17 protein-coding genes and 1 tRNA gene are annotated in these 19240 nt (G+C 33.4%); 9 read left to right on the top strand and 9 right to left on the bottom strand.

Features of this window, described 5'->3' with window-relative positions; all coding sequences use genetic code 11:
- Window positions 1–10 precede the first annotated feature (10 nt).
- Complete coding sequence (locus M4I44_RS20645) at window positions 11–952, bottom strand: multicopper oxidase domain-containing protein (protein WP_249965951.1); 942 nt, start codon at window positions 950–952, stop codon at window positions 11–13.
- 175 nt (window positions 953–1127) lie between these two features.
- Window positions 1128–1277 (bottom strand): hypothetical protein, encoded by a 150-nt coding sequence (locus tag M4I44_RS20650; protein WP_249965952.1) that lies wholly within the window; start codon window positions 1275–1277, stop codon window positions 1128–1130.
- A gap of 169 nt (window positions 1278–1446) precedes the next feature.
- On the opposite strand from M4I44_RS20650, the gene M4I44_RS20655 reads away from it, so the two are divergent.
- On the top strand, window positions 1447–1845 hold the full coding sequence (locus M4I44_RS20655) for a helix-turn-helix domain-containing protein (protein ID WP_249965953.1): 399 nt from the start codon (window positions 1447–1449) through the stop codon (window positions 1843–1845).
- Between the two features lie 540 nt (window positions 1846–2385).
- Here M4I44_RS20655 and M4I44_RS20660 read toward each other — a convergent pair.
- Entirely contained in the window at window positions 2386–3603 is a 1218-nt protein-coding gene (locus tag M4I44_RS20660; RefSeq protein WP_249965954.1) for a hypothetical protein, read from the bottom strand.
- A gap of 358 nt (window positions 3604–3961) precedes the next feature.
- On the opposite strand from M4I44_RS20660, the gene M4I44_RS20665 reads away from it, so the two are divergent.
- Window positions 3962–5587, top strand: coding sequence for a reverse transcriptase/maturase family protein (locus M4I44_RS20665; protein ID WP_249965955.1), 1626 nt, complete (start codon window positions 3962–3964; stop codon window positions 5585–5587).
- A gap of 357 nt (window positions 5588–5944) precedes the next feature.
- On the opposite strand, the gene M4I44_RS20675 is transcribed toward M4I44_RS20665, so the two are convergent.
- The gene (locus M4I44_RS20675; RefSeq protein ID WP_249965957.1) at window positions 5945–7099 is read right to left on the bottom strand and encodes a hypothetical protein; all 1155 of its coding nucleotides are present in this window, start codon (window positions 7097–7099) and stop codon (window positions 5945–5947) included.
- 11 nt (window positions 7100–7110) lie between these two features.
- Window positions 7111–7407 carry a hypothetical protein gene (locus tag M4I44_RS20680; RefSeq protein ID WP_249965958.1) on the bottom strand — a complete coding sequence of 99 codons (297 nt, stop codon included), beginning with the start codon at window positions 7405–7407 and terminating at the stop codon, window positions 7111–7113.
- Window positions 7408–7632: 225 nt separating this feature from the next.
- On the opposite strand from M4I44_RS20680, the gene M4I44_RS20685 reads away from it, so the two are divergent.
- Genes M4I44_RS20685 through M4I44_RS20700 form a run of 4 tightly spaced genes read left to right on the top strand, consistent with a single transcriptional unit; the run spans window position 7633 to window position 10418 of the window.
- A complete protein-coding gene (locus tag M4I44_RS20685; RefSeq protein WP_017496092.1) occupies window positions 7633–8262 on the top strand; it encodes a response regulator transcription factor in 630 nt (209 codons plus the stop codon).
- Between the two features lie 5 nt (window positions 8263–8267).
- A complete protein-coding gene (locus tag M4I44_RS20690) occupies window positions 8268–8975 on the top strand; it encodes a hypothetical protein (RefSeq protein ID WP_249965959.1) in 708 nt (235 codons plus the stop codon).
- A 4-nt stretch (window positions 8976–8979) separates the two neighbouring features.
- Complete coding sequence (locus tag M4I44_RS20695) at window positions 8980–9627, top strand: hypothetical protein (RefSeq protein ID WP_249965960.1); 648 nt, start codon at window positions 8980–8982, stop codon at window positions 9625–9627.
- Window positions 9624–10418 (top strand): sensor histidine kinase, encoded by a 795-nt coding sequence (locus M4I44_RS20700; RefSeq protein WP_249965961.1) that lies wholly within the window; start codon window positions 9624–9626, stop codon window positions 10416–10418. Before M4I44_RS20695 ends, M4I44_RS20700 begins: the two co-directional genes overlap by 4 nt.
- A gap of 6 nt (window positions 10419–10424) precedes the next feature.
- Here the strand turns inward: M4I44_RS20700 and M4I44_RS20705 are convergent, their stop codons facing one another.
- The 4 genes from M4I44_RS20705 to M4I44_RS20720 all read right to left on the bottom strand — a co-directional run bounded on the left by M4I44_RS20705 (window position 10425) and on the right by M4I44_RS20720 (window position 16229).
- Window positions 10425–11222, bottom strand: a complete 798-nt coding sequence (locus M4I44_RS20705) for a TatD family hydrolase (RefSeq protein WP_249965962.1) — start codon at window positions 11220–11222, stop codon at window positions 10425–10427.
- Between the two features lie 584 nt (window positions 11223–11806).
- A complete protein-coding gene (locus M4I44_RS20710; protein ID WP_249965963.1) occupies window positions 11807–13228 on the bottom strand; it encodes an RtcB family protein in 1422 nt (473 codons plus the stop codon).
- Window positions 13229–13631: 403 nt separating this feature from the next.
- Window positions 13632–15872, bottom strand: a complete 2241-nt coding sequence (locus M4I44_RS20715; protein WP_249965964.1) for a hypothetical protein — start codon at window positions 15870–15872, stop codon at window positions 13632–13634.
- 240 nt (window positions 15873–16112) lie between these two features.
- Window positions 16113–16229: transfer RNA gene (locus M4I44_RS20720), tRNA-OTHER, on the bottom strand.
- Between the two features lie 547 nt (window positions 16230–16776).
- Between M4I44_RS20720 and M4I44_RS20725 the strand changes: the two genes are divergently transcribed.
- The 3 genes from M4I44_RS20725 to M4I44_RS20735 all read left to right on the top strand — a co-directional run bounded on the left by M4I44_RS20725 (window position 16777) and on the right by M4I44_RS20735 (window position 19211).
- Window positions 16777–17391: a hypothetical protein gene (locus tag M4I44_RS20725; protein ID WP_249965965.1), complete on the top strand. Its 615-nt coding sequence runs from the start codon at window positions 16777–16779 to the stop codon at window positions 17389–17391.
- Window positions 17392–17493: 102 nt separating this feature from the next.
- Window positions 17494–18531, top strand: a complete 1038-nt coding sequence (locus M4I44_RS20730) for a YafY family protein (RefSeq protein ID WP_249965966.1) — start codon at window positions 17494–17496, stop codon at window positions 18529–18531.
- Between the two features lie 221 nt (window positions 18532–18752).
- Window positions 18753–19211 carry a MarR family winged helix-turn-helix transcriptional regulator gene (locus tag M4I44_RS20735; protein WP_017496101.1) on the top strand — a complete coding sequence of 153 codons (459 nt, stop codon included), beginning with the start codon at window positions 18753–18755 and terminating at the stop codon, window positions 19209–19211.
- The last annotated feature ends 29 nt before the right edge of the window (window positions 19212–19240 follow it).

The following is a 19240-nucleotide window of genomic DNA, read 5'->3' on the forward strand; positions in this document are numbered from 1 at the left end:
GATTTAAATTTTAATTGAAAACAGCAATAGCCGTTTCGTAAACTTTCTTTTTTGAAATAGGATCAGTAAAATAGTAGATCAATTGTTCAGTATCTCCCACATTTTCCAGAGAAACGAGTATTTCCAGACTTTCTCCCGCATGAAGTGCCACTGTGCATCCGTTAGCCGATTCTGTTAGAGCGGTCTCACTTCCAAACCTCAGCTTTAGTTTTGCGTTTGGCGGAAATACAATTTCATGAAAATACAATCCCGAATTGACCAATCGAAGCAGCACCGTTTCGTTTTTACGATCTAACGATTGTAAGCCCTTACTATCAGAAGCAACTTGTCCGTTAATTAAAAAATAATTGGGTTTGTAGGGCGGAAGAACAATAGGTTTATTTCGAGGATCGTATTCGGTACCCATGATGGCATCGGTGTGCCATTTTGTATCCAGTTCGTTGCTGCACCAAAGAATTTCACGCAAAGGCTCAGCCGCCAGAGGATCCTTTTCTTTTGGTTCAATAATAATGAGACCAAACATTCCCGCCTGAAGGTTGAACGGATAATTTTCGGGACTGTAATACAAATAGGTGCCCGGTTTTTCGGCCAAAAAAGAATAAAACCCATGCTCCATATGATGAATGGCCTCTTTCTTCTTCATCAGCTTATTGTTTTTGTCCCATTGAACAAAATCAATTTCTTTGCAGAATAAAGAGACCGGATTTCCCTGCGAAATGCTCCAAAAATCAACCCGAACAGTATCGCCAACCTTTGCCTTTATCTCAGATCCCGGCAAAGTAACCTGCCCCGAAAGAGAGTTCGTAAAACCAAAAGTCCGGACAGAGACGTTATTTTTAAGCAGTAGTTTACCTGTTGTTCTCCCGATCACTAAATGTTCGTTTTGAGAGAACAAAAACAGATTGCTTAGTAAAAAGCAAAAAAGCACTATGGATTTGGGGCATCCTTTCATTTCTTAACTTAAATCATTCATTGCCAATACATTTAGCAACACAATTCAAATTTAGAATTAATGGTGGTTTTGAGACCCCGTAGAAATACCTGATTTTGTAGTAAAAATCTGCCTTGAGTTCTATTTTTTAAGAATACAATTCTTCCCGGATTGCAATGAGGTGAAAAAGTTTCTTTTAGATTCTTTTCCTTTTTTCTTTTGTAACGCTATTTTCACTAAGCCGTTTTGCTTGCGCTCTGGCCTGTTCTAAGGTAACAGGTTTCTGCTTCGCTAATATTTTCATACCCAACTCCGCTCTTTCCTTAAATGACATTTTGTAATTCATACTTTTAAATAATCCACTTTACGATTTATGCGACAAATACAGCTTTCATAAAAGTAAGAAAAAGAATATATTTACAACGGATAAAAAAACACCCGAAAGTACCTTACCAAATTGACCCTGTATTTTACGGATCGCTATTTTTATCAAAAAAATTAAATATCTTTGAATTATGAGCACAGAAACCAGACCCAGAAATATTGGCCGAAATATCAGCCGTATAAGAGAACTTCGCGGAATGAAACAAGAAATTCTTGCAGAAGCTATTGGAGTAAGCCAGCAATCTGTTTCGAATATTGAAGCCAGCGAAAATATTGACAAAGAAAAACTAGTACTAATTGCAAAAGCACTTGGCGTGACGGTAGAAGCGATTGAAAATTTTACAGAAGAATCTGTTTTTAATTTCTTTAATAATTTTTACGATAATAGTGCTAATCATGGCCAAGTAAACGGCCCATTTAATCATTGCACATTCAATGCTCTTGATAAAATGGTCGAGCTGTACGAACGTTTGGTTCAGGCAGAAAAAGAAAAGGTCGAATACTTAGAAAAATTAATGAAATTGAAATAACATTCTCACCAAGAGAACTTCTGATAACAAAATGCGCAAATCATCCTTTTGATTTTGCGCATTTTTTTTGTTGTCATTTCTTTTTTATAGTTGTGTCAAAATTTAAAAAAACAAAAACTTTGACACAACTTCTGTGTCAAAAAAATAAAAAATAAAAAATTTGTCACAGAAATTTTGTCACAGAAGTTGTAACAAAATTGATTTTATTTTTGTTTTGTTACAACTTCTGTGACAAAATGAAAATTAAAAATGTTTTTGCCACAACTTTTTGTTGATGAAGGAAATTTTATTTCTTAAGGTATTACTAAGCATTAGGCACCAAGTCCAAACGATTTGAAAATGAATTCAGGCTGAAAGTGAAATAGGGATTTTCTCTTTCTATTATATAAAATTGAAAAGCGCAAACTTTTAAGGGTTTGCGCTTTTTTCAATTTTATTATTACTGTTATTTACTTTATGTAATTTAAAATCTCTCATTTATTTGAGATATTTGCTTAACGTTGTCGCTACAAAGTCGGAAGACTTCGCAGAGCGGGGTTTTTATCTAAAAATATTAGAGTCAAGAATTTCTATCTTTAAAATACTCCCATCTTTCAACCTAAAATGTCTTTCTTCGCCATCTCTAAGTAAACAATCAGCTATAATTACTTTATCTTTTATAAATTCCTTAACATAAATAACTCTACGAGTAATTTTGTCCTGCAGATCCTTGTAAGTTATTCTATAATATGTATCAATATTAAAAACGTAATCTTTAATACTGCTAAAATCTTGCAATTGTACCTTGTATTCAGGAATTTTTTCTACAATAAAATCACTTAGTTCTACAATCTCTTCATTTAAACTAATTTCTAATAAATCAATTTCACTAAATTTATTCTTAAAGAAATCATAGTATTTTACTTTATAATAATAATGATTAAATATTAATTCAATTGGTTGAATATAGGTATGTTCAATTATTATACCGCTTTCAAGTACTATATGTCCCGAAAAATTCTGTCTTATAAAACTCTTCGCCGAAATAATTTCTGATACAAATTTTAATGATTTTGCTATCGGCACTAATTTGACTGTATCAATAGGAAGGAAACCTTCAGAAAAATGCCCTGAGAGTGGATTATACCATTTACATTTTAATAAAAAATAAGAAACTATTTTTCTTTGATTTCCTGATTTTGTATTATAAGAGACTTTTTCATCATTTAACAGTACATCAATAACAGTTAAAACTGGAGGTAAAAAATCTAAATGCGAATTATTTTTTTGCGATGACTTATTATCAACTTTAGAAAAAGTTGTTTTAACTTTTCCTAATTCATGATCACAAGATTTTAAAACAACTTGTCTATTTAAAAAGCTTCTTTTCAGTTCATTTAATATAGTTGATTTCGGGTATTGTATCCCAACGCTAGATAAATTTACTTCGGATGATGTATTAAATTCACCTCTTTTATTAATGTCGTTTCTTTCTTCTCGTAAATCATCTAAAATTAATTCCTCAATTAATTTTAGATGATTTACATTAAACCAATAGCTTTCAAATTTATGTGACTTATGAGAATAAAATATACATTTAACTTGCTTTGGTTTTTCTTCACCCGTCTCGCTATCAAACTCTTTTACTGAATTCATCATTTCTGAAACAACCATGATAGGCGGTGTCATAGATGCAATTGCTGAAATTTTAACATTTTCAGAGCCTAAACCATATGGGTGATTTTTAATAGAAACTAAGTTCCCGATTTTAATGTTCATAATAGACTTATAATTTTATGTTTATTGTAAACATAAGAATTTAAGTATTACATTTGCGTACCTTGTGCAGAAAAGTTGATTTTTTACATCTAGTTAGGACTATAGGGCATTTCGCTTTACTGAATATTTAAGATATTTCAGGTTCAGAATTTATTAGAAACAGTTCCCCTCCAAGGGATACCGCTGTTGCAAATATAATCAATAATTTAGTATAAGTCAATATCATTTCAGTTGGTAATGCGTTTAAGTTATAATTTACGAAACAAACGATGACTCAGTAATTGGGTACTAGTCCGCCCCATTTGGGTGTATGTAAAATAAATATTATTATTGCTAGAACTTAATGCACAAGGTTTTTATGAATAAAGCTACAAATATCCCGGAATGGTTAAAAACAAAGGGATACTTACATCTTTCACCAAGTCTCACAATTGACAACGATTGGCTAAGAATCAAAAAACAAATAGAAAACAAAGAATTTATTTCGAAGTATGCTTTCTACCCTTTAATTCATTCTTTTATTAAAGAACGAAAATACAAAAAGTCAGATCCTCAAAAACATTCAACTTCAGGTCGAGCTCATAAACACATCAATTCTAAAAATGGTGCATCTGAAAAAAGCGAAAAACTAAGACCTTTACATTATGCCAGTCACTTTGATTCACTCATATATGGCTATTATTCATCATTGTTAAATGAACAATATGAAAAAAAACTTGAAGAATCTAAAAAACTATTTAATAGTATTACTGCTTATAGAAAACTAAAAATTGACACCAAATCAAATAAAGGAAAAGGTACTATTCATTTTGCTAAAGAAGTCTTTGATGAAATAAAAAAACGTTCACAATACCAAAAAGTTGCAGTTTTAACATTTGATATTAAAGGCTTTTTCTCTTCTTTAGATCATCAAATTTTAAAAGAAAGATGGGCATATATACTGAACGAAGAAAAACTACCAAAAGATCATTATAATGTTTTCAAATCTTGCACCAATTTTAGGTATGTCCTTAAAGATGATTTAAGAACAAGAAGGAAAAAAAATGGCAGAAAATCAGAATTTGATGAAAGGAAACTTTCAAAAATTAGGAGAGAAAAAGGATTTAAGTGTTTTTTTGAATCAAATGCTGATTTTAGAAAACATATAAAAGAAGGAAAGCTAAGAATTTATGATAATCCTTTTAGAAAAACTGATATAGATAATAAAAAATCAATGATTGGGATACCACAAGGTTTACCAATTAGTGCTGTTTTAGCAAATATATATTTATATGATTTTGACAAAGCAATTATTGAAAATTTAGTTGAACAAAAAAACAATTATTACAGAAGATATTCTGATGACATTATTCTTATTTGCAATGTTGAGGATATAAAAAATGTAAAAACATACATTGAAGATTTAATTAAAGAAAGTAAATTAGAAATTAGCACTACAAAAACTGAAACTTTCGTATTCGATTTTTTATCGTATAACAGCTCTAATGATACACGATTAACATCTATTAGAATTAATAATGATGGCTCGCAATCAATCAATTCTCCTCTAATATATCTTGGTTTTGAATTTAGAGGATTTAATGTTGTAGTAAAATCAACTAATTTGGCTAAGTTTTATAGACGTTTGATAAGCATAATAAAGCGAAGAGCAAAGAGATCAATAAAAGGAATTGAAAAAGACCCAAACCAAAAAAAGGCAATCTATTTAAATCAAATAAAAAAATTATATACTTCTCCTTTACGAGAAATTGATTCTGAAAATAATGACTTAAAACAAAAAGAACGTAAAAAATCATTTCTTCAATTAAATAAAAAAGGAGAATATACATTAATTTCCAAAAAAGTATTATCAAAAAAAAGAAACTCAAATTATGTGAGTTACATTAAAAGATGTTGTGAAATTTTTGAAGATAATAGCTTTAAAAATCAAATACGTAAAAGTAAGCATGTAGTTTATACAGCAATAAAAAAACATTTAAATTAATCTAATTACAATTATTAAATCCCAAAAAAAACTTTTAGAATTTCGAGTCGTTTCCTCCGCCACTTTAGCTAAAGTAATTCCTTTAAACTGGGCAATAGTTCCGGCCACATATAGCAGAAAAGCAGGTTCGCAACGGCGTTCGTGATATTTCTTCAAAAGGCTATTCGGGACATTTTTAGGAAGCATAACGGCGCATCAGGAAATTGAATATGTCTCATATATATATAAACAAAAAGCCACCAAACCAAGTACAAACACCTGATTTAAACAAAAGCTTTTTCTTAAGTTCCAAAATAAAAACACTGCTGCACAATTATTTTGCGCAGCAGTGTTTTACTCAATGAAAAACTATACCATTTATTCATTTAAGACGAGTTTATCTTTGTCCTCTTTTCCAAAATTATAAGTAATATTTAAAAAACCAAGAAAATTAGATTTCTCAATATCATACTTGATCGTTAAAGGAATCCAAATATCTTTAGTTACACGAATTCTGAAATCGGAACTCGCTAAAAATGTATTCCTTTTTTCATCAGCTAATTTATTTTTCAAAATCGAATTATACTCCATATATAATTTTATTTCAAATACACTTTGTTCATTTCTTTTAAACATTTTATAGTTAAGACCGGCAGAATTTCTCAATTCTAATCTTTGAACACTCTTCTCTATTAAAGTGTCGGAGTAAATTAAATTTGATCTAATATCTAATTCCAGGTTTTTAAAACCTTGCAAAAAAACAGTCCCGAAAGTAAGTTTCTTATTATTTCCCTTATCATTAGTAGTTCCATTTAAAGAAACCGTCCATAATGCTTTTTTTTCAAGATCGGAATATTCTTTGTCTCTTAATTCATGAATTTTCGTAATATAATCTTTCAATTTTATCGATTTGTTTCGGTTTTCAAATTCAGTAAGGATTTCACCAAAATAAGGATTTGATTTACTTAATTCCTCTATTTTATCAAATTCTTTATTTATAAGTATAGAGGTTGCTATGTTTATGGCTTCTATTTTTGCACTTAACTCCGCGTCACCTGTTTTAATTAATTCATTAACTAAAACAATCTGTATTTCAGATAATTCATTATTTAAAAATTGTAAATTCTTGTATAGCTCTGTATCTTTGAAATTGGCAACGTCTTTGTCTCTCTCATTAATCAAAGCATAAGTAATTCCGCCAGAAAATCCTTTGTAATTAAATTGTTCATCGAAATTAAGCTTCGTATTGAACTCAAAATTTCTTGAAAATTTCTGTTTAGAAAAAACCGTATCTGTTGTGATATTATCCCAAAAAATAGATTTAATACCGTATAAGGTAGAATTAAATTCGACACTTTTGTTTGGCCCCGTTAAATTACTAGTTCCTAATTGAAATAAATTAGACAAAACTTCTTTGTAATTTCCTGATTTTGAATTATCCGTAGCTTCTCTGAATCTTTGTACTTCTTCATCTTGCGCTAACACAACATGAACAGACATTAAAAGTAGCAAGCTTATAAAATATTTTTTCATGATCTGTTTATTTAAATTTCGAAATAAAATAATTCAGTAATGAATGGCTTTGCTGTCACTCTTTTAGCATTATGAAATGGTCCTCTGGTAAAACTACCCACTACCTCAATTTCAGTTTTTCCATTTATAGGGTTCATTCCAAATAGTTTAATGGTATATCGACCGCTTTCTATATTAAAATCTTGATTAAAAGAAGTTGAAGATTCATACTCAATTTCTTTACGAGTATCCACGTTTGTAATTTCAACTTTAATTGGCGCGGGTGCTGATCCGCTACTAATTCTAACTTTTACCTTAATTGTTTTCATGATTTCTATGTTTTTAGTTAACATCTCAAAAGTATTCTGATAACAGTATATCAATCAATTACCCTTTTGGGTGATATTTTATTTTTTACAATTCTCACTTTATTTTTTGTAAGTTTATTCTATAAATACCATTTGTCTTTTTTGAGTTAATTTCTAATATCACCCAAAAGGGTAATTGCGGTCAATGAACTTATTGTACAACTTTGTAAAAGAAAATGTAACGCCATGAAGATACAAGTAGCCATAGTAGAGGATGATAAGAATTACAATCAGGCCTTAAAAAATATCATCGATTTCCAGCAGGATATGGAATGTGTGGCTCAGTTTTTTAACGGTAAAAATGCTTTGCAAAAACTGGAAGCCCTGGAACCAGACGTGGTTTTAATGGATATTCAGCTGCAGGATTTATCAGGTATTGATCTTGTTTTTAAATTAACAGACGTAATGCCGGGCACAACCTTTGTTATGTGCACCAGTTTTGAAAATGACGAAAAAATATTTTCGGCATTACGTGCAGGTGCAAGTGGTTATCTGGTAAAAGGAGATCCGCTGGACAAGATAATTCAGGCGATTCAGGAAGCTCACAAAGGCGGTGCCCCTATGAGTTTTGCCATTGCAAAGCGCGTTTTACAACATTTTCAGGAAACAAAAGTACAAGTACAAACCTTGTCGTTACTGACTGTAACCGAAAAAGAAGTTCTTGACTTGCTGGCGCAGGGACTTCTCTACAAAGAAATTGCCGATAAAAAAAATGTCACCATCGACACCATTAAAAAACACATTGGCAATATCTACCGAAAACTACAGGTAAGTAACAAAATTGAAGCAATTAACAAGTTTAACACCAAAAACTAGAAATTATGGACACTCTAAAACTACAAGAAAAAGTTACTGAAAAAACAATCTCAAAAAATTATGAAACATTCGCACCAATAGTTCTTAAAATTATGCCGGATGTAGAGGTTGATTCAAGAAATGAAGCTTTAAGAGAACTAGCAATCGATAATATGATTTATGATTTCTCTATCGATTCAGAAAATTTCATTTCTGAAATATTTAATTCTTATGATAATGCACCCATAGAAGAAAAGAAGATATTAGATTACTTTAAAATATACTTCATACAAGATGATAATGATCTATTTTCAATTTGTTTTTCTATATCTTCTGTAGAAACCGAAAAAATTGGAGATAAAGATTTCTTTTTCAAAATTAATACTCAAAAAATAGAAAAAATTGAGAAAGAAGTCTTTATAAAATATAGTAACAATTATAAAAATAAATTACTTCAATCAATTAATTCAAAAACCTGGATAGGTGGTCTCCAAATCAAAAATACAGAAGCAGTTAGTTATAAACTTAAAGACCTCTATTTTTTTATTCTAAAGCACTTTTTAATTAATGCTAAACCTGAATCTAGTTACTCAGAATTGTTTTTTGAAATGATTAAATTTGAAGAAAATGCTGAAGAGCCTACAAATCAAAATAAATTAAGTATCGTTGTTCGTGCACAAAGTGTTTCAAAAGGCAGAGCTCAAGCATACGACTTTGGAAGAGTTTATCCTTAACTAAATGGAAGTATTACAAATTGTTTACATAAGTTGTTTAAGCATAACAACACTAAAAGCAATAGTTTTGGGCTGGAAATATACATTTCCGGCTCAAAACTATTTGGGTATTTATCTAATTGGGACTTTAAGCTTAGAAGTCTTTGGAGAAATTAAAGCCTACTTAAAGCAATTTGACTTTGCTGTTTATTATAATATATATGCAATATTCTGCATTTTATTTTTTGGAATCTATTTTTCAAAAATCTATATCGGAAATTTTAAGCGAATTGGGTTATTCGTTTCATTCATCCTTTTATCTTACTGTTTCATTTTTATTGATATTCTAAGCACAAAGTTTTTACCACAACTAGGAATATTGGTCGCTTTATTCTACATTTTTAATTCAATTTTGTGGTTTTATCAAAAGCTTCAAATTCCGGTTGAAGGTAAGATTACCGACGATCAGAATTTCTGGATTTCAACCGCTTTACTTTTCTGGAGTACTTACATCATTTTTAGGTTTACACCTATGTATTTATTCGAAAAAGAAGATCTGTTTTTCTTAGAAATTCTAAGAAAAATTAGCTCTGTAGTCAATTTTATCATGTATGCTCTATTTTATTATGCCCTTATAAAATATGAGCGAATCACAAAAACCTCAGCTAAATGAGCGAGCTGCCTCACGAAATAAAACTAACCTATATTATCGCCATTATTATAATGTTGTTGTTTGTATGCTTCATTATTATGATGGTTTTTATTTACAACAAAAAACAGCTTATTCAGCAGCAGGAAAATCAAATCAAAGAAAGCGAGTTTCAAAACCAATTGCTCCAAAAAGAATTAGAGCGTCAGAAAGCCATTCAACTGGAAAGAGAACGAATTTCACAGGATATGCATGATGATTTGGGTGCCGGAATTTCGGCCATAAAACTTCAGGCAGAATTTTTAAAATATAAAATACCTGAAGAAAGTTTTTCGGAAGATCTGGAAGTCATTATAGCTACTTCAGAAGATATGAATTTAGCCATGAGAGAAATTCTCTGGAGTCTGAATTCTCAAAATGATACTATTGGTAATTTTATAGAATATGTGAGTTTCTATGTCAAACGTTTTTTAGACAAAACGACTATAACATTTCAGCTAGATTCGAGTATTATTGAAAAAGAAACCAATTTATCTGTAAAAGCCCGAAGAAACCTCTTTTTGGTAGTAAAAGAAGCTGTTCATAATGTCTACAAACACAGTGAGGCAAGTACTCTGCAAATTCAATTTGAACAGACTGAGAATGATCTTAAAATTACGGTGAATGATAACGGAATTGGATTTTCTGATATGATTCAAAAAGGAAATGGTATCAACAATATGTCGCTTCGAATGGAAGCCATAAATGGAACTTTTAAAACATTAGCTGTTGAAAAAGGAACATCATTATTGTTTATCTATCCTTTTAAATCGTAAGTTTATCTAAATCCCAAAAAAGCTTTTAGAATTTCGAGTCGTATCCTCCGCCACTTTAGATAAAGTAATTCCTTTAAACTGTGCAATGGTACCGGCCACAAAAGGCAGAAAAGCAGGTTCGCAACGGCGTTCGTGGTATTTCTTCAAAAGGCTGTTCGGTACATTTTTAGGAAGCATAAACGGCGCATCGGTTTCGATCATTAGACGGTCGAGCGGTACGTATTGAATCACTTCCTTTAAATGAGCGAAACGTTTGGTATCAGAAATCGCTCCCGTAAAACCCAGATAGAATCCGTGATCAAGATAGGTTTTGGCTTCCTCCAGCGTTCCCGTAAAACAATGCACCACGGCTTTGGGCAATTGCGGTAAATAGTCTTTGGTAATGTTCATAAACTTGGTAAAAGCTGCTCTTTCGTGCAAAAACAAAGGTTTCTGTATTTCAATCGCTAATTCGAGTTGGGCTTTATAACAGGTTTCCTGCACATTTCTGGGCGAAAAGTCACGATCAAAATCGAGTCCGCACTCGCCAACTGAAACGACTTGTTTCTGCTTTAATAAATTTCGAAGTTTCGAAATACTCTGCGCATCGAAACTCTTCGCATCATGCGGGTGAATTCCCGCCGTCGCATACAGCACGCCCGGGTACTGCCTCGCCATCTTCGCGGATTCTTCACTGTTTCGTATGCTGGTGCCCGTGAGTATCATTTGCGATACGTCGGCATCAAGTGCGTTTTGTACGACATCGTCTGTGTCGTTTTGGAATTGTTTATTGGTTAGGTTGATACCTATGTCTATATATGTCATTTTTTTTAAAGTTGCTAAGATTCTGAGAGGCTAAGGTTTCTTCCTCATTGGAACCAAATTATTTTTTTTAAAGTTACAAAGGCTCAAAGAGGCAAAGGTTCAGAGGTTTTCCTCTTTGAGTCTTTTTATTATATTTTGTTTTGCTTTTTATCTTTGGTCTGTTTTTACTCTCGCAAAGGCGCGGAGTCGCTAAGTTTTTTTGCCACAGATTAAAGGATTAGAATGATTATTAAAAAATGTGCTGAATCTGCTAAATCTGCTCAAAAAAAAACTTTGTGAACTTTGCGATTAAATAACCACAAAGCTTATCCTTTCGATGTGAGGAGACTCGAGCGATCATGAACAGGCGAAGCAAATCGCACTTGAAACTCCGCACAAAATATCACCAATCTTTGTCGAATCCCGCGTGTGATCCTTCGTTCCTCAGGATGACATAAAATGCGGAAAAAACCTTTGCGAACCTTGCGTAGATCTCAGCGCTCTTTGCGGTTAAAATTACCACAAAGCATTAAAGCACTGCAGTGCGCCTCTACAGAAAACCTTTGTCGCTTTGAGCCTCTGCGCCTCTGAACCTAAAAGAAGAACTAATCTTCTTTACTCCCATCCTCCGCCATTCTCACTAATTTAGGTGTAAATTTAGCCACTACATCCACCAAATCCTCCTGCGCTTTCATCACCTGATGGATGTCTTTATAGGCCATTGGCGCTTCGTCCAGTCCTGCTCCGATAAGCGTAACGCCATGATCACTCAGAATCGATTTCATCTCTGTTGCTGTAATGTTTTTAATCGCCTGAGTTCGGCTCATTTGTCTTCCCGCTCCATGCGAAGCCGAATTGATCGCGTTCTCCTCCCCTTTTCCTCTCACCAAAAATCCCGGTGCGGTCATACTTCCCGGAATGATTCCCATAACGCCTTTCCCGGCCGGAGTTGCTCCTTTTCTATGCACGATCACTTCTTCGCCGTTCCAGATTTCTTTCCAGGCAAAATTATGATGGTTTTCGACTTTGGCTAAAATCGTCGCTCCTAAAGCACGTTCCATTTTGTTATGAATGATCTCGTGACAAGCCGAAGCGTAATCTCCCGCCAAATTCATCGCCATCCAATATTCCTGTCCCAATTGGGTATTCATATCCAGATAGGCTAAGTTTTTAGCTACTTCCGGAAGTTTACAAACCTCTTTTGCAATTTTGGTATAATGTCCGGCAATTGTAGCTCCCATTCCTCTTGAACCCGAATGCGTTAACAAAGCGACATATTTTCCTTTTGGAATGTTCAAAACAGCATCGTCCTGAGCAAATTCCATGATTCCGAATTCCACAAAGTGATTTCCACCACCCGAAGATCCTAATTGTGACCAGGCTTTATCTTTTAAGTTTTTCACAAACGGATTCATATTAAAAGTCTCGTTCTCCAAAACCGCATGATCCGATTTGTACTGACCGTGAAATCCGTGGCCCGCTCCAAAAATAGAATTCTTAATCAATTCTTTTTTGAATTTGGCTTCGTTTTCAAAGTAAAAATCTTCCGGAATATCATAGACCGACAACGCCATTCTACACCCAATATCAACTCCAACACCATACGGAATAATGGCATTTTTTGTGGCTAAAACTCCGCCAATCGGTAATCCGTAACCCTGATGCGCGTCGGGCATTAAAGCTCCGGCAACCGTAACAGGCAGTTTCATGGCTACTTCCATTTGTTTTCTGGCTCCGTCTTCGATATGATCCAGTCCGTAAGCCGAATACGCATTTGGATTTTGATTTAAAGCAATAAAATCTTCCGGTTTCTCGTTCGATTTTTCGATTAAAGCAACCGCCAGTTTGCTGAACACTTTATCGTCTATATAATTCTCCGGAGTTTCTAAGACATTTTTGTAATGAGCAATCATTTCGTCTCTTGTAAATCCGTTTCTTTTGCTGTTTATCTTTAAGGCAATCCCGATTATTTTCCCTTCCGGAAATCCTAATTCTAATATTTCTGTACCGTTTATTTGTGTTTTCATTTTTCTTTTTTTTAAGGGACATAGGCCCGAAGGTTCATAGGTGCAAAGGTTTTGCACTGCTGCGCAGTTATTTTGCGTAGTTTTTTATTTCTCGCAAAGTCGCAGAATCGCTAAGGATATATTTTTTTTTAAGCCACAGATTATGAGGATTAAAATGATTTTTCTCCTTATTATGTCATCCTGAGGAACGAAGGATCACATCCAATATTCCTCAAAGTGAATCGTCAATCTTTGTCGAGTTTCTTATGTGATCCTTCGTTCCTCAGGATGACAAACAGTGTGATTAATCATTGCTCTCTACAAACCTTTGTTCCTTTGTTCCTTTGCTTCTCTGCACCTTTATACCTCCAAACATTGTCCATCAAACCCGACAGGTTTCAAAAACCTGTCGGGTTTACAAACATTAATCAATTAATAATTGTGTAACCACTGCTGGATTCATCGCCCATTGGGCTGTATAAACCTCATCAGCATTTTGATCTTCGGTGATTGTTAAATCTTGGGCTTCCGCTTTAAGCTGTAACAAACTACCTATATTCAATTTACTGTTCAATTTGGCAAGCAAAGCCTGAACTCCTTTAAAGTCCAAACCTTGTACAACTTGACCTCCGAAAGTCATCTCTAACCAAACGATTTCTCTTTTGGCTACATCCAAAACTCCAAAGACCAAACCTTTCGCCACATTCTGCGTCACACGAACCTGATGATCCACGCAAGACGGATCGTAAGCAACTCCGGTTTTCTCCGAAATTTTCATCGGATGTTTGCTGTTCATCCAACCTACTATCAGATTTGGCGTGATACTTCCGTTGCTATAAGCATTGCAGGTAAAAGTCACAAACTTAGCTTTGGCTTTTGCCAATTCGTCAATGTTGATGTTGATATATTCGGCAGTTCCAATTTTATTCGGAATACTTCTAATATCTCCACTATGCTGGCAACCCGTAGTCGTCAATCGGCTGAACGAACAAATATCAGAACGATCTTCGTAAGCAATATGGCAGCTTAAATCCATATCCAGATGTTGAGCAGGCAAACCTGCACCCCACTGCATAAACAATCGTACTTCGTTGCCTTCAACCGGAAAACGCGTTCCCATTAAAGCTACAGGTAAATCCTGAACCGTATCGCTTCGATCGCCTATTGAAACCGGAATGTTGAATAATTGCGGATCAATATAGATGGTTTTATTGGTATTTTTAACCGCCGCGAATCTTTTTTTCATTGCCAAAAGACACAAATCCTCAATCTGATTTTTCATCTCCTCCAACTGTGATTCGTCATACAAATTCAACAATGCGTTTGGGTTTACTCTTTTATTGGTTCCTCCTAAAGGCTTTACACTTCTTTGTATGTTTTTATCAAAATAATTTGATGCATACATGTTCAGCGTAAAGATTAGTCTAGCCGGAACTTTATCGATAATTTCAGAAAAATGAGCAATCGTTTCGTCTGCTCCAAACCAAAGCATATTCGAAAATAAAGAACGGGCAAACAAACCCGGACGTTGCTTTAACAACGCAAATGTTTTATCAGCATCAAACTTTAGTCTTGACGAATTTACTTTTCCCTGCCAAACGTCATATACCTGATTGTAAAATACATCCATTAAAAAATTCAATTTTTCGAATCCTTTTCTTTTGCTGTATTCTGCCAAACGCAAGGCACGGATAAAACGAACCCACATTCCTCTTTTTGGATGCATCGTTTCGCACATGGCTTCAACTTCCATATCCATATTATTCAACCAGTTGGCGACCATCAAACATTCTTTTCTTGAATATTTCAATTTCAAATCTTTTTGAGATGCCATTCTCGCCTGCACACTTGTATCCAAAACAGTATGAAAATGTTGTCCATTTTTAGCAGCTCTTTTAACAATGGTTTTTGGCTCAATAATCTGAAGCATTCCTGTATTTTTAAACCATAAATATCTTAAAATATCCGTTGGTGTTTTCAAAAATTGCGATGCTTCGTCTTCTTTACCGTTTTCAATCAAAAGATCGATTACAAGCATTAAAGTTTCCTTCATTGCTACCTCAGTTTTTGGTAAAGGCAAGTACTGCATAACCATTTTTAAGGTATCTGTCTGAGTAGCGTCTAAAGCAGTTTTGGACTGCAATAACGATATATAGAAATCATTTAAATCTTTTTCTGACCACAATTCCAGCATTTTTAATTTGCTTCCCTGTCCCACTTTTTCGATTTTACCAAATTCAAAAGGAGTTCCACAGAAGGGACAACCATTGTATCTTTCTAACGGAAAAGTATTATCTGGAATAATGTGACCGCAGGATAAAGTTGTTCCGTTTTTAGTTTTAAAAACATTTCCGAAATACGTAATAATATGATCTAAAACAGATTCTCCTGTTGGAACATTCCATTCTTTTACTAATGGTGTCCAATTTTTATCCGTTCCTAAAACCTCTCTCAAAACTTCTAAAACCTCAACTTTATAAGTCGGATTAACATTGTTTAAAGCCTGAAGTAAGGATTCTGAAAATGTAAATCCCAATTTGGAAACATTGGCTAGCAAAACTGATGTTGTTCCAGATAAATTTTTAACGTCATTCGTAATCATTTCTGATGGAATAAAAATAGCGTTCTGACGCAAACTGATTTTTAATAATGTTGTTGTTTTCATTTTTTTAATTTTTAAAATTTAGATAATGGTGCTTCTGATTCTACCTAAAAGATTTTGAAGTAAGAAGCACTTGACCTTAAATTGGAGTGTAATAGACTAACTAAGCTAAAATGGAGCGGGCGACCGCGAAGAAGTAAGTTAATCTTGACCCTCATTTATTAATGATAATTTTAAAACTTGTTCGGACTCGAACCGAAAGTTACCAATTGTCTGAAGTAAGTTTTAATTGATCATCAATAGTGAAGCAAATGGGATTCGAACCCACGACCCGGACATTAGAAATGTACGAAGTAAGTTTTGATTGACCTTTTACCGATAATCTCAAAACTACCTGCTCTACCGCTGAGCTACTGCCTCTATTATGATTGTAAAATAAAAAGGTAATGGTGTAAGTGTGTACGTTGGAAAGTTTTCTGAAGTAACTCAAACTTGACCTGTTTTATTCTTTATTTAATTTCTATGAACGTTTGTTTTTTATTTCTGAACAAAGATTCCAAAACCAGTGCGCAGTTATTTTGCGCAGTAAAATTTCTGTTTCATTTTTTAGAAATACTATTTGTTTTATTTCTTGAGCAAAGATTTCAAAACCACTACGCAATTATTTTGCGCAGTAAAAAAAGAATTTTAAATTTGAGTAAATATTAATTTTAAAAAAGTCTGTAAGTCCCAGAGGGACGTTATAACTATAGTTTTTTCAGATTACAAAAGTATAAGTCCCAGAGCGACGACATATTTGTAGATTTTTTCACATGCATTTGAAGAGCCCCAGCGGGGCGACATATTCTATCAATGAAAGGAAAATAAAGGTGTCGCGCCGCTGGAGCTTTTGATTCTGTGCTAAAATTTGGTTGTAAATATTCAGCTCTTACAGAGCTTCTCATTAGATTTAAATAAAAAATACCATATGAATTTAGAAAAAATCTATTCTGAATTACTCTTGAACATTGGATTTCCCCTGAATGAAATTCAGCAAAACTGGATGGATTTAGAAAAGGCCTATTCCAAAAAATCAAGGCATTATCACAATCTCACGCATTTAAAAGAAATGATGGAGAGCTTTGAGGTCTATCGGAATAAACTTGAAAATCCGAATGAAGTATTATTCTCCATTTTTTATCATGATATTGTTTACTCTTCTTCCAGAAAAGACAATGAACTTAAAAGTGCCGAATTCGCTTTGTCAATTCTTCCTGAAAATATCACCCTAAACAAACAATTCATTTTTGATGCGATCTGTGCTACACAGCAGCATTTACACAATACAATTGAAGATATTAACTGGTTAATCGATTTTGATTTGAAGATTCTGGCCCATGATTGGGAGGATTATAAGATCTATTTCGAGCAAATTAGAAAAGAGTATCGCATTTATCCTGATTTTCTCTACAAACCTGGGCGTGCTAAGGCGCTGAAACATTTTCTGGAAAACGAGTTTATTTTTCAAATGGATGAGTTTAGGAATTTATATGAAGAAAAAGCGAGATTGAATATTGAAAAAGAGATTTCCTTATTAACGTAAACGCGCGTGAGGGATTGAGGCGGTATCCTTTTGTGAAGAGAAACGAAACAAAAGATATAGCCGAAAGCCCGACCCGGAGGGACACGCCCAAAAATACAAACCATGTCACAAAACAAAAACGCCCTAATTCGGTACAAAACGATAGACAAATGTCTTCAAAACAAATATCGGCAATGGACTTTAGACGACTTAATCGAATGCTGCTCTGATGCTTTGTTTGAATACGAAGGCCGAGCTAACCCCATCAGCAAACGAACCATTCAGATGGATATTCAGCTCATGCGAAGTGAGAAACTGGGGTACAATGCCCCCATTGTAGTATATGATAAAAAGTACTATAAATATGAAGATGACGAATTCACCATAACCGATATACCATTAACCGAAACAGACATGAATGTGCTCACTGAAACTGTTTCGATGTTAAAGCAGTTTAAAGATTTCTCTCTCTTTAGTGATGTATCGGATATTCTACAGCGTTTGGAGGATAAAATCTACGCCGAAAAATCGCATACTAAACCCGTTATCTATCTCGACAAAAATGAAAAACTAAAAGGGCTTCATTATCTGGATGAGATTTATCAGGCCATCATCAAAAAGGTGGCTTTGGTTATTACCTATAAATCTTTTAAATCTCAGGAAGAAAGCAAATTTCATTTTCACCCTTTTATTTTAAAGGAATTCAATAACCGTTGGTTTTTGGTAGGAAAGAAAAAAAGCTCACAACCGATTACCAATTTAGCCCTGGACAGAATTATATCTATAGATTACGATTTCAACATTCCCTATTTAGAAGAAAACTTTGATGCAGAGCTCTTTTATAAAAACGTAATTGGGGTAACCGTTAATACAGGTTTACAACCCAAAAAGATCGAACTTTGGATAGATGCAACTAATGCACCTTATGTGATAACCAAACCTCTGCATCATACACAGCGGCTCATTAAAGAAAATGACGACAAAAGTATTATCGTTCATTTGTTCATTTCTCCAAATTACGAAATGGAACGTATGCTTTTAGGGTTTGGAGACGGCATCGAAATTATCAAACCTGAAAATCTAAGAAATAGAGTAAAAGCTATACTTCAAAAGGCAATTTCAAGATATGAACCCGAAAACACCATTGAATTAAAGCCATAATTTTTTACAAAATGCAGAATTTTATCTTATTTTAAAACCATAAAACAATTTTTACAGCATTAATTTTGTTAAAACATCAAAAAAGAATAGTATATTTCAATTAATTTTTAACCGTAAACCCCTATAAATCAAAGGGATTTTTTAACTAACCAAAAAATTATTAAAAAATTATATGCATGCATAGTATTTTTTAATTATATTTGAAATCGATATAGTTACATATGAAAGAGAAAACAATAGATTATATTCTGCGTGCTACATGGCAAGCTGTATCAAGAATGTACAATGAAGAGGCTGCTAAGTACGATGCCACAATGGCTACCGGGTTTGCCCTTTTGAGTATAGATAAGGAAGAAGGAACCCCATCGACAGCTTTGGGTCCCCGAATGGGCATGGAAGCCACAAGTCTTACCAGAACATTGAAATCTATGGAAGATAAAGGTTTGATTGTTCGCAAAAAAAACCCAACTGATGGTCGTGGTGTTTTGATTTACCTGACTGAATTTGGAAAAGAAAAAAGAGATTTATCTAAAAATACGGTTCTGAAATTTAATGAAACGGTAAGAAAACATGTTTCTGATGAGAAACTAAACCATTTTATCGAGGTTTCTGAAATTATAAACGAATTAATTCAGGATAAAAACATATTCAATCAAACAGAAAAATCAGAAAATGAATAACCTTAATTCATAAGGAACATTCAAATCAA

Source organism: Flavobacterium sp. B183, from assembly GCF_023539155.1.
Lineage (GTDB): Bacteria > Bacteroidota > Bacteroidia > Flavobacteriales > Flavobacteriaceae > Flavobacterium > Flavobacterium tructae.

Bases quoted from the DNA above. Each gene is read 5' to 3' on its own strand.
- M4I44_RS20730 (WP_249965966.1), top strand. From the start codon at position 17,494: ATGTCACAAAACAAAAACGCCCTAATTCGGTACAAAACGATAGACAAA.
- M4I44_RS20735 (WP_017496101.1), top strand. From the start codon at position 18,753: ATGAAAGAGAAAACAATAGATTATATTCTGCGTGCTACATGGCAAGCT.
- M4I44_RS20700 (WP_249965961.1), top strand. From the start codon at position 9,624: ATGAGCGAGCTGCCTCACGAAATAAAACTAACCTATATTATCGCCATT.
- M4I44_RS20645 (WP_249965951.1), bottom strand. From the start codon at position 952: ATGAAAGGATGCCCCAAATCCATAGTGCTTTTTTGCTTTTTACTAAGC.
- M4I44_RS20710 (WP_249965963.1), bottom strand. From the start codon at position 13,228: ATGAAAACACAAATAAACGGTACAGAAATATTAGAATTAGGATTTCCG.
- M4I44_RS20725 (WP_249965965.1), top strand. From the start codon at position 16,777: ATGAATTTAGAAAAAATCTATTCTGAATTACTCTTGAACATTGGATTT.
- M4I44_RS20680 (WP_249965958.1), bottom strand. From the start codon at position 7,407: ATGAAAACAATTAAGGTAAAAGTTAGAATTAGTAGCGGATCAGCACCC.
- M4I44_RS20665 (WP_249965955.1), top strand. From the start codon at position 3,962: ATGAATAAAGCTACAAATATCCCGGAATGGTTAAAAACAAAGGGATAC.
- M4I44_RS20660 (WP_249965954.1), bottom strand. From the start codon at position 3,603: ATGAACATTAAAATCGGGAACTTAGTTTCTATTAAAAATCACCCATAT.
- M4I44_RS20690 (WP_249965959.1), top strand. From the start codon at position 8,268: ATGGACACTCTAAAACTACAAGAAAAAGTTACTGAAAAAACAATCTCA.
- M4I44_RS20695 (WP_249965960.1), top strand. From the start codon at position 8,980: ATGGAAGTATTACAAATTGTTTACATAAGTTGTTTAAGCATAACAACA.
- M4I44_RS20650 (WP_249965952.1), bottom strand. From the start codon at position 1,277: ATGAATTACAAAATGTCATTTAAGGAAAGAGCGGAGTTGGGTATGAAA.
- M4I44_RS20715 (WP_249965964.1), bottom strand. From the start codon at position 15,872: ATGAAAACAACAACATTATTAAAAATCAGTTTGCGTCAGAACGCTATT.
- M4I44_RS20655 (WP_249965953.1), top strand. From the start codon at position 1,447: ATGAGCACAGAAACCAGACCCAGAAATATTGGCCGAAATATCAGCCGT.
- M4I44_RS20675 (WP_249965957.1), bottom strand. From the start codon at position 7,099: ATGAAAAAATATTTTATAAGCTTGCTACTTTTAATGTCTGTTCATGTT.
- M4I44_RS20685 (WP_017496092.1), top strand. From the start codon at position 7,633: ATGAAGATACAAGTAGCCATAGTAGAGGATGATAAGAATTACAATCAG.
- M4I44_RS20705 (WP_249965962.1), bottom strand. From the start codon at position 11,222: ATGACATATATAGACATAGGTATCAACCTAACCAATAAACAATTCCAA.